Origin of the sequence: Massilia sp. ST3, from assembly GCF_018119405.1 — a bacterium.
GTDB lineage: Bacteria > Pseudomonadota > Gammaproteobacteria > Burkholderiales > Burkholderiaceae_D > Telluria.
Genome location: NZ_JAGPWC010000014.1, coordinates 13,454 through 28,083 on the forward strand (window position 1 = coordinate 13,454; position 14,630 = coordinate 28,083).

Sequence of the window (14,630 nt, forward strand, 5' to 3'; positions counted from 1 at the left end):
TTAGCTTCAACCCGTCATCCCGGCGAAGGCCGGGACGACGGGCCGTGAGCATTTACTGGGTCACAGGATTCGGCTTGTTCGGATCGATGCCGTACTTGGCGATCGCCTGGGCCACGACCGAGCGCTCGATCTTGCCTTCGTCGGCCAGCGCGCGCAGCGAAGCCACGGTGATGTAGTAGCGGTTCACCTCGAAGAACTCGCGCAGCTTGACGCGCGAGTCCGAGCGGCCGAAGCCGTCGGTGCCCAGCACCTTGTAGGTGCGGTCCTTCGGCATGAAGGCGCGGATCTGCTCGGCGAACAGGCGCATGTAGTCGGTGGTCGCGACGATCGGGCCAGTGGTGTTCTGCATCAGCGAGGTGACGTAAGGCACGCGCTGCTCCGCATCCGGGTTCACCATGTTCCAGCGCTCGGCGTCCTGGCCGTCGCGGGCCAGCAGGGTCAGCGACGGGGCCGACCAGACGTCGGCGGCCACGCCCCAGTCGTTCTTCAGCAGCTCGCTAGCAAAGATAGACTCGCGCAGGATGGTGCCGCAGCCGATCAGCTGCACGCGGTTCTGCGCCTCTTTCTCGCCTTCCTGGAGCAGGTACATGCCCTTCAGGATGCCCTCTTCCTGGCCGGCTTTCAGGCCCGGATGCTGGTAGTTCTCGTTCATGATGGTGATGTAGTAGAACACGTCTTCCTGTTCTTCCACCATGCGGCGCAGGCCGTCCTGGATGATCACCGCCACCTCGTGCCCGAAGGTCGGGTCGTAGGGCAGGCAGTTCGGCACGGTCGCGGCGATGATGTGGCTGTGGCCGTCCTCGTGCTGCAGGCCTTCGCCGTTCAAGGTGGTGCGGCCGGCGGTGCCGCCCATCAGGAAGCCGCGTGCGCGGATGTCGCCCGCCAGCCACACCAGGTCGCCGACGCGCTGCATGCCGAACATCGAGTAGAAGGTGTAGAACGGGATCATCGTACGGTTGTTCGACGAGTACGAGGTCGCCGCGGCGATCCACGAGCTCATGCCGCCCGCTTCGTTGATACCCTCCTGCAGGATCTGGCCGGCCTTGTCTTCGCGGTAGTACATCACCTGGTCGCGGTCGACCGGCTCGTAGAGCTGGCCCTGCTGGTTGAAGATGCCGATCTGGCGGAACAGGCCTTCCATGCCGAAGGTACGCGATTCGTCGACCAGGATCGGCACGATGCGCTGGCCGATGCTCGGGTCCTTCAGCAGGCTGGTGATCACGCGCACATAGGATTGGGTGGTCGAGATCTCGCGGCCTTCCGCGGTCGGCTCGAGCACGGACTTGAAGGTTTCCAGCTTCGGCACCACCAGGGCTTCGTCGGCCTTGGAGCGGCGCTGCGGCAGGTAGCCGCCGAGGGCCTTGCGGCGCTCGTGCAGGTATTTCATTTCAGGCGCGTCGTCGGACGGCTTGAAGAACGGGATCTCGGCCAGCTTGTCGTCCGGGATGGGAATGTTGAAGCGGTCGCGCATCTCGCGGATCGCCTCGTCGTCCAGCTTCTTGGTCTGGTGCGCGGTGTTGCGCGCCTCGCCCGACTTGCCCATGCCGAAGCCCTTGACGGTCTTCACCAGCAGCACGGTCGGCGAACCCTTGTTCTCCTGCGCGTTCTTGAACGCGGCATAGATCTTGTGCGGGTCGTGGCCGCCGCGGGTCAGGCGCCAGATGTCGTCGTCGCTCATGTTGGCGACCATCTCGAGCAGCTTCGGGTGCTTGCCGAAGAAGTGCTTGCGCACATAGGCGCCGTCCTTGGCCTTGTAGTTCTGGTATTCGCCGTCGACGGTTTCCATCATCACGCGCTGCAGGATGCCGTCCTTGTCCTTCGACAGCAGGGCGTCCCACTGCGAGCCCCAGATGACCTTGACCACGTTCCAGCCGGCGCCGCGGAAGTCCGCTTCGAGTTCCTGGATGATCTTGCCGTTGCCGCGCACCGGGCCGTCCAGGCGCTGCAGGTTGCAGTTGACGACCATGACCAGGTTGTCGAGGCGCTCGCGCGCGGCCATGCCGATCGCGCCCATCGATTCCGGCTCGTCCATCTCGCCGTCGCCGCAGAAGACCCAGACCTTGCGGGCTTCGGTGTTGGCGATGCCGCGCGCGTGCAGGTACTTCAGGAAGCGCGCCTGGTAGATCGCCATCAGCGGGCCCAGGCCCATCGACACGGTCGGGAACTGCCAGAAGTCCGGCATCAGTTTCGGGTGCGGGTAGGACGACAGGCCCTTGCCGTCGACTTCGCGGCGGAAGTTCAGCATCTGCTCTTCGGTGATGCGGCCTTCGAGGTAGGCGCGCGCGTAGATGCCGGGCGAGCTGTGGCCCTGGATGTAGAGCAGGTCGCCGCCGTGCTCTTCGGTCGGGGCGTGCCAGAAGTGGTTGAAGCCGATGCCCAGCATGTTGGCCAGCGAGGCGAAGGACGAGATGTGGCCGCCCAGGTCGCCGTCGGCGCGGTTGGCCTTGACCACCATCGCCATCGCGTTCCAGCGCATCCAGGAGCGCAGGCGCTCTTCGTACTCGAGGTTGCCCGGGCAGTTCTGGTTCAGGTGCGCCGGGATCGTGTTCACATAGGCGGTGTTGCTCGAGAACGGGATGTGGGCGCCGCGGCGGCGCGCCAGGTCGACCATGCGCTCCATCAGGTAGTGGGCGCGTTCGGTACCTTCATGTTCGATCACCGCTTCCAGGGCGTCGAGCCATTCCTGGGTCTCGAGGGTATCCGGGTCGTTGGCAGCTTGTGCCGTCAACTGGTCGAGTTGAGCTGACATTAATGCGTCTCCTTGAGTATGCGCCCCACCCGTTCCCTAATGTAGGCTGGCGGCGAAGTGGTGAAATTTCAAATATCGATTAATAAACCCTTGGATTCTACCAGTGGTATTTTTCTTTTTCAAATTGCGATATGTCGTTTCATAATGTGATATTGAATGCTGCGACCGCACATTTTTCGGTCGCCCGTGCAGGGAAGGCCGACTTGTCGATCGTATAACGAAGTGCGTTGGCAGATCCTGCTATCCGTCCTCTTACCTTTGGCATATGCCTACCGTCGCTCCGGCGAAGGCCGGAGCCCAAGTCAGGTTGCGTAGACGCTAGTAACTTGGATCCCGGCCTTCGCCGGGATGACGGTGTTGGTATGCAAGCTATAACGATGAATATGACAACGCTTGCCCCCTCGCGGCGCGCGATACGGGCGGGGGCCTTATAATTTCATTTTTGCCCAGTCCCGAGCCTACCCATGCCTGCCCAACTGATCGACGGAGTCCTCCTTTCCCAACAACTGCGCGCCGATATCAAGGAACGCGCCGCCAAGCTCACCGCCGCCGGCAAGCAGCCCGGCCTGGCCGTGATCCTGGTCGGCGAAGACCCGGCCAGCCACGTCTACGTGCGCAACAAGGTCAAGGCCTGCGGCGACGTGGGCTTCCACTCGGTGCTGGAAAAGTACGACGCCGACCTCACCGAGGCAGCCCTGCTCGCGCGCATCGCGGCCCTGAACGCCGACCCGGCGATCCACGGCATCCTGGTGCAGATGCCCCTGCCCAGGCACATCGACCCGAGCAAGGTCATCGAAGCCATCGCCACCAGCAAGGACGTGGACGGCTACTCGGTGCTGTCGGCCGGCGAACTGGTCGCCAACCTGCCGGGCTTCCGCCCCTGCACCCCCTACGGCTGCATGAAGCTGATCGAGACCACCGGCATCGACCTGCGCGGCAAGCATGCGGTCGTGATCGGCCGCAGCAACACGGTCGGCAAGCCGATGGCCTTGCTGCTCTTGCAAGCCAACGCCACCGTCACCATCTGCCATAGCGCCACGCCGGACCTGGGCTACCACACCCGCCAGGCCGACGTGATCGTGGCCGCCGTCGGCCGCCGCAACACCCTGACCGCCGACATGGTCAAGCCGGGCGCGATCGTGATCGACGTCGGCATGAACCGCGACGACGCCGGCAAGCTGTGCGGCGACGTGGATTTCGCCGGCGTCAGCGAAGTGGCCGCGCACATTACCCCGGTGCCGGGCGGCGTCGGCCCGATGACGATTACCATGCTGTTGATGAACACCGTCGAATCCGCCGAGCGCGTGCACTCCGCCAGCCAGGCGCCTGGCCAGGCCAAAGGGATGGAGCCCAAGCCCGGCATCGCATAAACTTTCAGGAAGGAAGACCATGAGCCTTGAGACCAGCAATCCCCTCCTCGACTTTTCGGGCCTGCCGCGCTTTGACCAGTTCCGCCCGGAGCACGTCACGCCGGCCATCGAACAGCTGATCAAGGAAGCCGCCGCGGTCGTGGCGCGGCTGGAAGCCCCCACCGACACGGTGACCTGGGACGGGTTCGTGGTCCCGCTCGAGGAAGCCACCGAACGCCTGGGCCGCGCCTGGGGCGTGGTCAACCACCTGAACCACGTGGCCGACACGCCCGAGCTGCGCGCCGCCTACAACGAGAACCAGCCCAAGGTCACCGAGTTCTGGACCGCGCTGGGCCAGAACGAGGCGCTGTTCGCCAAGTACAAGGCGCTGCGCAACGGCCCGGACTACGCCGGCCTGAGCGCCGCGCGCAAGCGCATCATCGAGAACGCCCTGCGCGACTTCCGCCTGGGCGGCGCCGAACTGCCGGCCGATAAGAAGCAGCGCTTCGCCGAGATCCAGGAACAGCAGGCCGCCCTCTCGACCCGCTTCTCGGAAAACGTGCTGGACGCCACCAACGACTTCAAGCTGCTGGTCGAGCACGAAGCCGAGCTGTCCGGCCTGCCCGAGGACGTCAAGCAGGCCGCCCGCGCTTCCGCCGAGCAGGACGGCAAGGCCGGCTGGCAGTTCACCCTGCACTTCCCGTCCTACTTCCCGGTGCTGCAGCAGGCCCACCACCGCGCGCTGCGCGAGAAGATCTACCGCGCCAGCGCCACCAAGGCGTCGGAAGAAGGCGTGGTATTCAGCCAGCGCGAGAAGTGGGACAACTCGGGTGTCATCGTCCAGCTGCTCAAGCTGCGCCACGAGGAAGCCCAGCTGCTGGAGTACGCGAACTTCGCCGAAGTCTCGCTGGTGCCGAAGATGGCCGAGAGCCCGCTCCACGTGGTCGAGTTCCTCGAAGACCTGGCGCGCCGCGCCCGCCCCTTCGCCGAGAAGGACCTGGAGGAACTGCGCGCCTTTGCCCGCGACGAGCTGGCGATCGACCAGCTGCAGTCCTGGGACGTGACCTTCGCCTCGGAAAAGCTGCGCGAGCAGCGCTATGCCTTCTCGGCCCAGGAAGTGAAGGAATACTTCCCCGAGCCCAAGGTGGTCGAAGGCCTGTTCACGGTCATCCAGGACCTGTTCTCGGTGCGCATCCTGCCGGACCAGGCGCCGGTATGGCACCCGGACGTGCGCTTCTTCCGCATCGAGCGCGACGGCCAGCTGATCGGCCAGTTCTACCTCGACCTGTACGCCCGTCCCGGCAAGGCCCCGGGCGCCTGGATGGATGACGCGCGCGGCCGCCGCCTGGCGACCGGCGGCATCGTCCAGACCCCGATCGCCTACCTGACCTGCAACTTCACGCCGCCCGCCACGATCGACGGCAAGCTCCAGCCTTCGCTGTTCACCCACGACGAAGTCATCACCCTGTTCCATGAATTCGGCCATGGCCTGCACCACATGCTGACCGAAGTCGAGGAGCTTTCGGTGTCCGGCATCTCGGGCGTGGAGTGGGATGCGGTGGAACTGCCTTCGCAGTTCATGGAGAACTTCTGCTGGGAGTGGGACAAGCTGCAGCAGATGACCGCGCACGTGAAGACCGGCGAGCCGCTGCCGCGCGCGCTGTACGACAAGATGATGGCGGCCAAGAACTTCCAGGCCGGCCTGCAGACCCTGCGCCAGGTCGAGTTCTCGCTGATCGACATGCACCTGCACTACGACTTCGACCCGAACAGCGAGCGCACCGTGCAGGAGCTGATCGACGGCATCCGCAAGCAGTTCGCGGTGATCACCCCGCCCGCCTTCAACCGCTTCCAGCACTCGTTCAGCCACATCTTCGCGGGCGGCTACGCGGCCGGCTACTACAGCTACAAGTGGGCCGAGGTGCTGTCCGCCGACGCCTATGCGGCCTTCGAGGAAGCCCTGGAGCACGGCGCCGACCACCTGGCCGAGACCGGCCGCCGCTTCCAGCGCGAGATCCTGGCGGTGGGCGGCTCACGCCCGGCGCTGGAATCCTTCAAGGCCTTCCGCGGCCGCGAACCGCAGATCGACGCCCTGCTGCGCCACAGCGGCATGAACGCCTGACGCACCCGGGGAGGCTGGTCCTCCCCGTTTTTATTTCGACACACATGACCCGGATCGACTTCCATACCAACATTCCCGACAAGCTGGCCTACGCCTGCCGCCTGGCGCGCAAGGCCTATGCCGCGCGCGCCAAGGTCGTGGTGCTGGCCGACAGCGAGGAACAGGCGCAGGCGCTGAACGAGGCGCTGTGGATGGTCGGCGACACCGATTTCATCCCGCACGTCCCGGCCGGCGACCCGCTGGCGCCGCAGACCCCGGTGATCATCACCGCCGACGAGGCGGCGCCGCTGCCGCACCACGAGATGCTGGTCAACCTGACGCAGCGCACGCCGAGCACGGTCGATCAGTTCGCGCGCGTGTTCGAGATCATCTCGACGGACGAGCTGGACGCCGCCGAGGGCCGCAAGCGCTACGTCGCCTACAAGAAGCAGTCCTATCCCCTGACCCACTTCGTCGCAGGACAGTCATGAACCAGCCTTCTCCTTTCGATGCGAGCATCCCGGTCCTGACCGAAGTCGTCGCCGAACCCGCTGCACCCGCCCCTCCCCCCGTGCAAGAGGACAGCGCCGAACAGCTCGAACGGCGCGCCGTCGAGCGCTGGACCGGCGAGGAATGGAGCGTGCTGGAGCGGCGCGTGACGGAACGCATCCTGGCCCAGCTGCAGGGGCGGATCGATTTCGTGATCGAGCAGCGCCTGCGCGATGGGATCGCCGCGGCGGTCGCCGGCGCGCTCGACGGCTTCACCGGGCAGATCCGGGCGAACCTGGAGCAGACCATCGGCGAGGTGGTGACCCAGGCGGTGGCGCAGGAAATCTCGCATCTTCAGACGCTGGGCAGGTAGGGTTGGCGGCTTTGCCGCCGACGCGGTGATAGTCGAAGCTTGAGCAGGCGAGCAGGCTGATCTCGCCAAGTTTGAACGCGTCGGCGGAAGACCCGCCGCCCCGCCGTCCCACGGTTCAGCCCTTCCGCCCCGTCCGGACGCCGCATTCCCCACCCTTCGGCTAAGATTGCGGCCTGAGCAATCCACCCGGCCGCACCAGTGAAACGAACCACCCTCATCGCGGCGCTTGCAGGCGCCGCCATCCTGGCCGTCGGCACGGCCCTGTACTACACCGACTTCATCGGGCGCGGCCCCGGCGGCGTGGCCGTGCTCACGCCAGCCGTCACGGCGACCACGCCCTTCTGGCCCGCGCGCGTCGGCACCCTGGCCGGCAACGGCCTGCCCGGTATCGCCGACGGCCCCGCCGCGAGCAGCCGCTTCAGCGACCCCTACGGCGTTGCCATCGACCCGCAGGGCCGCATCTACGTCGCCGATGGCGGCGACAGCAACCGCATCCGCGTCATCGCCCCCGACGGCACGGTCAGCACCCTGGCCGGCGGCAGCGAAGGCTTCGCCGACGGCAAGGGAACCGCCGCGGCCTTCGACACGCCCTCCGCCCTCGTCCTCGACCACCAGGGCAACCTGCTTGTCGCCGACACCGGCAACCATGCGATCCGCAAGATCGCACCCGACGGCACCGTCACCACCCTGGCCGGCGGCGGCGCGCCCGGCTATCTCGACGGCGTCGGCCGCGCGGCCCAATTCAACGGTCCGGTCGGCGTCGCCGTGGACGCTGCCGGCGTCGTCTACGTCGCCGACACCTACAACGACCGCATCCGCCGCATCGCGCTAGACGGCAGCGTGACGACCATTGCCGGCAACGGCAAGCCCGGCAAGCTGGACGGCCCGGCGCTGGAGGCCGGCTTCGACACCCCGAGCGCGATCGCCGCCGCCCTCGACGGCACGCTCTACGTGGCCGACACCGGCAACCACGCGGTGCGCATGATCGGCCGCGACGGCCAGGTCTCCACCGTGGCCGCGCCTCTCGAAGCCGAGCGCCGCCCGGTGCTGCGCCGTCCCGTGGGCGTGGCCGTGACCCGCGACGGCTACCTCTACATCGCCTCCGGCTCGGGCGGGCGCATCCTGCAGCGCAAGCCGGACGGCGAACTGCGCCCCCTGCAGGACGCCGACCTGGCGCCGGACCCGGACGGCTTCGGCAGCGACGGCACGGTCCAGCTGTTCGGCCCGCGCGCCATCGCGGTCGACCGCGACGGCAGCCTGGTCGTCAGCGACGCCGCCGCGCCGCGCGTGCACCGGCTGGCCCAGCCGCGTCAAGGCGAGGCAATCTCGGCGCGCACGCGCCCACCTTTGATCCGCCGTACCGAACCCATGCCCTGGCCGGTCGGCCCGCAAGACATGGTCCACGAAGTCGTGGGCGTGATGGGCGAGGTGCGTGGCAGCTACAACGGCGACAGCCGCGACCACTTCCACGCCGGCCTCGACGTGCGCGCCGACGTCGGCGCGAAGGTGCTGGCCGTCCTGCCCGGCAAGGTCACCGATCCCTACGCCAACTGGGCCTTCGGTGCGCTCGGCGAAGGCTTGAGCGTGGGTCCGCTGTCCTATATCCACATGCGGGTCGGGCGCGACACGCGCGGCAAGCCGCTCGACCCGCGCTTCCAGATCCTGCTGGACGCCAAGGGCAAGGCCGAGCGCGTGCGGGTGCCGCGCGGCACCCGCTTCCAGGTGGGCGACCCGCTCGGCACCATCAACGCCATGTCCCACGTCCACCTCGACTACTACCAGGGCGGCATGGTGGTCAATCCGCTCACCCTGCCCTTCGTCGGCTTCTCGGACGGCGTGGCGCCGACCATCCAGCGCATCGCCCTCTACGACAGCGCCAACCAGCGCATCACGGCCAAGAAAGGCCAGCCGCTGCGGGTGCTCCGCAGCCTGGGCGAGGTGCACATCGTGGTCAACGCCTACGACCAGGTCGACGGCAACCTGGCGCGCCGCAAGCTCGGCCTGTACAAGCTGGGCTACCAGCTCCTGCAGCCGGACGGCACGCCGGTGGCGGGCTTCGAACGGCCCCTCATCACCCAGGTCTACGATCGCCTGCCGCGCAATCCGGACGCGGTCAAGCTCGTCTATGCGCCGACCAGCGGCATCACGGTCTACGGCAGCAAATCCACGCAGTTCGACTATGCTGTAAACAACCGCCTGCAAGATGGCGAAGTCGAGGCGGGGAGCTGGAAGGTGGGCGCGCTGACTCCAGGAAATTACACCTTGCGCATCCATGCGGCCGACTATGCCGGCCAGGTGGCCCTGCAGGGACGCGATCTCGCCTTGGTCGTCGAGTAGGCGCCGCGCCCGGCGCGGAACATTCTCCCGCGCGGCGCGTCTCTTACTCGAGAGCTGCCGGGAGAAAATCATGGAAGACTACGACGTACTCATCGCAGGCGCGGGTCCGACCGGGATGGCCCTTGGATTGTGGCTCGCCCACCAGGGCGTCCGGGTGGGCATCGTGGACAAGGCGGCCGAATCCGGCACCACCTCGCGCGCCATGGCGGTCCAGGCGCGCACCCTGGAACTCTACCGCCAGACCGGCATCGCCGACGAGGTGGCCGCCGAGGGCGCCCCCGCCGAAGCGATCAACCTGTGGGTCCGGGGCAGGCGCAAGGCGCACCTGTCCTTCCTCGCGGCCGGCGGCGACGTCACCCCTTATCCCTTCGTGCTGATCTATCCGCAAGACAAGCATGAGCGGCTGCTCGAGCGGCGCCTGCGGCTGGCCGGGGTCGATGTCCAGCGCCACACCGAACTGATCGATTTCGACGACCGCGGTGGCCAAGTGGTGGCGCACCTGCACACGCCGCAAGGCGAGCGCGAGTGCACGGCCCGCTTCCTGGCCGGCTGCGACGGCGCCCGTTCCTTCGTACGGCACAAGCTGGGCGCTGGTTTTCCCGGCGGCACCTACGCCCACCTGTTCTATGTGGCCGACGTGCAGATCCAAGGCATGGAAACCGGCAGCGAGGTGCATGCCTCCCTCGACACCTCGGACTTCCTGCTGCTCTTCCCCTACACCCGCGACGGCCGCGCCCGCCTGATCGGCACCATCCGCGATGAGCGCACCGGCGCCGGCGCCGGCAAGCAACCCGATGACCTGAGCTTCGAGGACGTGAGCCACAAGGCCATGGAAAGCCTGGGCGTGAAGGTCGAGCAGGTCCACTGGTTCTCCACCTACCGCACGCACCACCGCGTGACCGACCAGTACCGGCACGGCCAGGTCTTCCTGCTCGGCGACGCCGCCCACGTGCACAGCCCGGCGGGCGGCCAGGGCATGAACACCGGCATCGGCGACGCCATCAACCTGGCCTGGAAGCTGGCCGACGTGCTGCGCGGCGACGCCAGCGACGCATTGCTCGACAGCTACAAGACCGAAAGGCTGGCCTTCGCGCGCCGGCTGGTCGACACCACCGACCGCGCCTTCACCTTCATCACGGCCGAGGGCGGCTTCGCCGACTTCGTACGCATGCACATCGCCCCCACGGTCGCCAACGCCGCCTACAGCTTCGATGCGGCGCGCGAATTCGTGTTCCGGACGATCTCGCAGACCACCGTCCAGTACCACGACAGCCCGCTGTCCGACGGCACGGCCGGCAAGGTCAAGGGCGGCGACCGCCTGCCCTGGGCCATGCTCGAAGGCCGGGACAACTACGCCCAGCCCGCGCGCATCGGCTGGCAGGTGCACGTCTACGGCGAGGCGCGCTCCGCGCTGCGCGACTGGTGCCTGCGCCACGGCTTGCCGGTCCACGTCTTCCCCTGGGGCGCCGTGCACGAGCAGGCCGGCTTCGAGCGCAACGCCGTCTACCTGGTGCGGCCCGACTACTATGTGGCGCTGAGCGATCCGACCGCCTCCTGCGACGCGATCGCGGGCTATTTCGCGGACCGCGGGTACCGGCGTTTTGCCTAGCCGGGCGCCGGGAGCCCATCCATGCGCCACGCCTCCCCCGCTTATGCTCCACTAGGCGGGAAAGGACCGTCCATGGAAACCGAGCTGACACTCAAGGTTCCGCCGGCGGCCCTGGAGCGCATCCGCAGCCACCCCGTGCTGGCCGAGCGCGCCCGGGGCGCGCCGCGCGAGGATCACCTGACCGACACGTGGTACGACACGCCGGAGCGCGCGCTCTGGAAGCATGGCCTCAGCTTGTGCGTGCGCAGCAGCAAGGACAAGCAGGACAGCTGGATCCAGATCGCGCGTACCCCGTCGAGCCCGCACCGGCGCGGCGCCTGGGAATCGGCCCTGCCCAGCGGCCAGCCCCAGCCAGCACTGCTGGCGCGCCAGGTCAAGCCCGCCGCATTGGCCCGCCTGCTCGCGGACGAGGACATCGCCGCCAGGCTGCAGCCGGTCTTCCTAAGCAGTATTCGCCGCACGACCTGGGACATCGCCCTGCCCGATGGCCGCCGGCTTGCGTGCGCCCTCGACGCCGGCGACCTTGCCTGCGGCGACCGCCATGCGCAGCTCTCGGAGCTGGAACTCGAGCTCGAGCGCGGCGATCCGGCCGAGCTGTTCGCGCTGGCCCTGGCCTTGCACCAGGACATTCCGCTCGAACTGGCCGGAGCCAGCCTGGCCGCGCGCGGCTACGCCATGCTGCTGGAGGCGCCGGCGCCGGCCGTCAAGGCGGAGCGCATCCGGCTGGGAGCGCACATGACGCTGGAAGACGTCTTCCAGTGCATCGGCCTGAGCTGCCTGCGCCAGGTCGAGGCCAACCTGCCCGGCGTGCTGCGCAAGGACGCCGAGAGCCTGCACCAGATGCGGGTCGGCCTGCGCCGCCTGCGCGCGCTGCTCGACATGTTCGGGAAGCTCGCCGCGCCGCCTGGTGAAATCCGCGAGGGCCTGGACTGGCTGTCCGGCGAACTGGGCGCGGCGCGCGACTGGGACGTGCTCGCCGGAAGCACGCTCGACCACGTCGGCGGCATCGATCCGGCCGCCTTGCGCACGGCGGTCCAGGACAGGGCGAACGCCTTGCACAAGCAGTTGCTGCACACGCTGCATGCGCCGCGCTATACGGTGCTGATGCTCCAGATCAATGGCTGGCTGCGCGGCCGCCAGTGGCGCGCCGATGGCGCCCTGCCCGACGGCTCGCCCTTGGCCGAGCGCGCCAAGCGCGGCATGCGGCCCTTGCTGCGCAAGGCCGAGAAGCGGCTGGCGCGGCGCATCAAGGCGCTCGATCCGCAGAATGGCCCGGCGCGCCACAGGGTGCGCATCGCCGCCAAGAAGGCGCGTTATGCATCCGAATTCTTCCGCGACCTGCTGCCCGGCAAGCGCGCCAAGCGCTACACCGCCTGCCTGTCAGCGCTGCAGGACCGACTCGGCCTGCTGAACGACTTCGCCGTGGCCGACCGCCTGCTCGACGAGCTCGCAAGCGGTCACGGCCAGGTGCCGCGCCAAGCCGCGTGGGTGCGCGGCTATCTCGACGCGATCGGCGAGGCCGGCAGCCGCGAGCTGGGCAAGCCGCTGCGGCGTGTTGCGAAACGATCCATCACGCGCTAGCAGCCTTGGCCGTGCATGCGCTTTCTCCTTTTCCAGGCCCGGGAATTGCTGTAATTTGATCTCCATGCATTCCGTCGTTCCTGAAGGAGACACCCATGCATGCCCGCCTCAAGCTCATTCCGCTCGCGTTTGCCATGACTGCCGCCAGCGCCCTGGCCCAGCAGGTCGTCAAGATCGGCCACGTGGGCCCGGTTTCCGGCCCCAACGCCCACCTCGGCAAGGACAACGAGAACGCCGCCCGCATGGCGATCGACGAGCTCAACGCCAAGGGCGTCACGATCAACGGCCAGAAGATCAGGTTCCAGCTGCTGGCCGAGGACGACGGCAGCGACCCGAAACAGGGCACGGCCGTGGCCCAGAAGCTGGTCGACGCCAGGGTCAACGGCATCGTCGGCCACCTGAACTCGGGCACCACGGTGCCGGCCTCCAGGATCTACCACGACGCCGGGCTGGTGCAGATTTCTCCCGCCACCACCGCGCCGCAGTACACCAGGCAGGGCTTCCCGGGCGCCTTCCGCGTGGTGGCCAACGATTCCAAGCTGGGCGGCGCCCTGGGCAAGTACGCGGTCGAGACCCTGAAGGCCAAGAACATCGCCGTCATCGACGACCGCACCACCTACGGCCAGGGCGTGGCGACCGAGTTCGTCAAGGGCGCCAAGGGACCGGGCGTGCGCATCGTGGGCAAGGAATTCACCAGCGCCACCGCCACCGACTACGCCGCCATCCTGACCTCGATCCGCGCCAAGAAGCCCGACCTGGTGTTCTTCGGCGGCATGGATTCGGTGGCCGGCCCCATGCTCAAGCAGATGAAGTCGCTCGGCATCAACGCTATCTTCATGGGCGGCGACGGCATGTGTACCGAGGCGCTGGGGCGGCTGGCGGGCAACGCCCTGGCCGACGGCAAGGTGATCTGCGCCGAGGCGGGCGGCGTGAAAGGGGCGCAGGAGCAGGTGATGACCGACTTCCGCGCCCGCTTCAAGCAGAAGACCGGCCTGGACGTGCAGCTGTACGCACCCTATGTGTACGACTCGGTGATGGTGATGGCGGCCGCGATGCAGAACGCGAAGTCCGCTGAGCCGGCCAAGTACCTGCCGGAACTGAAGAAGATCAAGTACGAGGGCGTGACCGGCACCATCCAGTTCGACGGGTTCGGCGACATCCAGAACGGCGCCCTGACCCTGTTCACCTACAAGGGCGGCAAGCGGACCCGCATCGACGTGATCCGCTGAACGTTTGGCCAACAAAAAAGCGCGCTCTGCTCACGCAGGCGCGCCTTTCTTATTGCGGGGCCGGCTTACTTGGTCGCCAGGACCCACTTGACCAGGCTGCGCGCTTCCGCTTCGCTCACCTGCGGGTTCGCCGGCATCGGCACCGGACCCCAGACACCTGCGCCGCCCTTCATGACCTTTTGCACCAGCTTGTCTTCCGCGGCTTTCTGGCCGGCGTACTTGGCTGCAACGTCCTTGTAGGATGGACCGACCAGCTTGTTCGCCACCGCATGGCAGGCCATGCAGTTCTTGGCTTTCGCCAGGTCGGCTTGTGCGAACGCGCTGGTGGACGCGAGGGCCGACAACACAACACACAACATCAGGGAGCGTTTCATTTGTTTCTCCAGGTTTAACACGGGAGTGATAGTACAGGGTTTCCGTCCGGGCTTCATCAACCGATACACTCTGTAACGATGAAGCAACGGGGATGGTCGATATGGCAACAACAAATTACAAATGGTTGCCGTGTGGAACTTTTTTTCGGTAAGATGTGGGATAGAAGGAGTTTCATCATGCCCTTGATCATCCTGATTGCCGCCCTCGTGACCCTGCGCGGGCTTGAAGTGTGGCGCTTTGCCGAGCTGTCCTGGTGGTATATCGTCGGGCTGATGGTGTTCGCTTTTATCTGGTTCGAGTTCATCGAGAAGATGCTGGGGCTGGACAAGAAGAAGGCGCATGATGTGCAGGACCAGCATCGGCGGGCTAGGGTGAAGCAGGCGTTCTTGAAGCGCAAATGAGAAACGGCGGGGTTACCGCCGTTTTATTTGGTGAATG

The 14,630-nt window shown here is 67.0% G+C and carries 11 protein-coding genes; 9 read left to right on the forward strand and 2 right to left on the reverse strand.

Features of this window, described 5'->3' with window-relative positions; translation table 11 throughout:
* Positions 1-52: 52 nt before the first annotated feature.
* The gene (gene aceE / locus KBW98_RS06695; protein ID WP_211519350.1) at positions 53-2,749 is read right to left on the reverse strand and encodes a pyruvate dehydrogenase (acetyl-transferring), homodimeric type; all 2,697 of its coding nucleotides are present in this window, start codon (positions 2,747-2,749) and stop codon (positions 53-55) included.
* 464 nt (positions 2,750-3,213) lie between these two features.
* Between aceE and folD the strand changes: the two genes are divergently transcribed.
* The 8 genes from folD to KBW98_RS06735 all read left to right on the forward strand — a co-directional run bounded on the left by folD (position 3,214) and on the right by KBW98_RS06735 (position 13,817).
* Positions 3,214-4,119: a bifunctional methylenetetrahydrofolate dehydrogenase/methenyltetrahydrofolate cyclohydrolase FolD gene (folD, locus tag KBW98_RS06700; protein WP_211519351.1), complete on the forward strand. Its 906-nt coding sequence runs from the start codon at positions 3,214-3,216 to the stop codon at positions 4,117-4,119.
* A gap of 19 nt (positions 4,120-4,138) precedes the next feature.
* On the forward strand, positions 4,139-6,220 hold the full coding sequence (locus KBW98_RS06705) for a M3 family metallopeptidase (RefSeq protein ID WP_211519352.1): 2,082 nt from the start codon (positions 4,139-4,141) through the stop codon (positions 6,218-6,220).
* 44 nt (positions 6,221-6,264) lie between these two features.
* Positions 6,265-6,690 (forward strand): DNA polymerase III subunit chi, encoded by a 426-nt coding sequence (locus tag KBW98_RS06710; protein WP_211519353.1) that lies wholly within the window; start codon positions 6,265-6,267, stop codon positions 6,688-6,690.
* On the forward strand, positions 6,687-7,061 hold the full coding sequence (locus KBW98_RS06715; protein ID WP_211519354.1) for a hypothetical protein: 375 nt from the start codon (positions 6,687-6,689) through the stop codon (positions 7,059-7,061). Before KBW98_RS06710 ends, KBW98_RS06715 begins: the two co-directional genes overlap by 4 nt.
* A 198-nt stretch (positions 7,062-7,259) precedes the next feature.
* Positions 7,260-9,398 carry an NHL repeat-containing protein gene (locus tag KBW98_RS06720; RefSeq protein WP_211519355.1) on the forward strand — a complete coding sequence of 713 codons (2,139 nt, stop codon included), beginning with the start codon at positions 7,260-7,262 and terminating at the stop codon, positions 9,396-9,398.
* Between the two features lie 70 nt (positions 9,399-9,468).
* Positions 9,469-11,007, forward strand: coding sequence for an FAD-dependent monooxygenase (locus tag KBW98_RS06725; RefSeq protein ID WP_211519356.1), 1,539 nt, complete (start codon positions 9,469-9,471; stop codon positions 11,005-11,007).
* Positions 11,008-11,079: 72 nt separating this feature from the next.
* Complete coding sequence (locus tag KBW98_RS06730) at positions 11,080-12,588, forward strand: CHAD domain-containing protein (protein WP_211519357.1); 1,509 nt, start codon at positions 11,080-11,082, stop codon at positions 12,586-12,588.
* A 95-nt stretch (positions 12,589-12,683) separates the two neighbouring features.
* Positions 12,684-13,817, forward strand: coding sequence for a branched-chain amino acid ABC transporter substrate-binding protein (locus KBW98_RS06735; protein WP_211519358.1), 1,134 nt, complete (start codon positions 12,684-12,686; stop codon positions 13,815-13,817).
* Between the two features lie 65 nt (positions 13,818-13,882).
* On the opposite strand, the gene KBW98_RS06740 is transcribed toward KBW98_RS06735, so the two are convergent.
* The gene (locus KBW98_RS06740) at positions 13,883-14,191 is read right to left on the reverse strand and encodes a c-type cytochrome (RefSeq protein ID WP_211519359.1); all 309 of its coding nucleotides are present in this window, start codon (positions 14,189-14,191) and stop codon (positions 13,883-13,885) included.
* 177 nt (positions 14,192-14,368) lie between these two features.
* On the opposite strand from KBW98_RS06740, the gene KBW98_RS06745 reads away from it, so the two are divergent.
* Positions 14,369-14,593, forward strand: coding sequence for a TIGR04438 family Trp-rich protein (locus tag KBW98_RS06745; protein WP_211519360.1), 225 nt, complete (start codon positions 14,369-14,371; stop codon positions 14,591-14,593).
* Positions 14,594-14,630 lie beyond the last annotated feature (37 nt).

Coding starts and splice junctions, on each gene's coding strand:
- KBW98_RS06715 (WP_211519354.1), top strand. CDS start 6,687: ATGAACCAGCCTTCTCCTTTCGATGCGAGCATCCCGGTCCTGACCGAA.
- folD (WP_211519351.1), top strand. CDS start 3,214: ATGCCTGCCCAACTGATCGACGGAGTCCTCCTTTCCCAACAACTGCGC.
- KBW98_RS06735 (WP_211519358.1), top strand. CDS start 12,684: ATGCATGCCCGCCTCAAGCTCATTCCGCTCGCGTTTGCCATGACTGCC.
- KBW98_RS06705 (WP_211519352.1), top strand. CDS start 4,139: ATGAGCCTTGAGACCAGCAATCCCCTCCTCGACTTTTCGGGCCTGCCG.
- KBW98_RS06725 (WP_211519356.1), top strand. CDS start 9,469: ATGGAAGACTACGACGTACTCATCGCAGGCGCGGGTCCGACCGGGATG.
- KBW98_RS06730 (WP_211519357.1), top strand. CDS start 11,080: ATGGAAACCGAGCTGACACTCAAGGTTCCGCCGGCGGCCCTGGAGCGC.
- KBW98_RS06740 (WP_211519359.1), bottom strand. CDS start 14,191: ATGAAACGCTCCCTGATGTTGTGTGTTGTGTTGTCGGCCCTCGCGTCC.
- aceE (WP_211519350.1), bottom strand. CDS start 2,749: ATGTCAGCTCAACTCGACCAGTTGACGGCACAAGCTGCCAACGACCCG.
- KBW98_RS06710 (WP_211519353.1), top strand. CDS start 6,265: ATGACCCGGATCGACTTCCATACCAACATTCCCGACAAGCTGGCCTAC.
- KBW98_RS06745 (WP_211519360.1), top strand. CDS start 14,369: ATGCCCTTGATCATCCTGATTGCCGCCCTCGTGACCCTGCGCGGGCTT.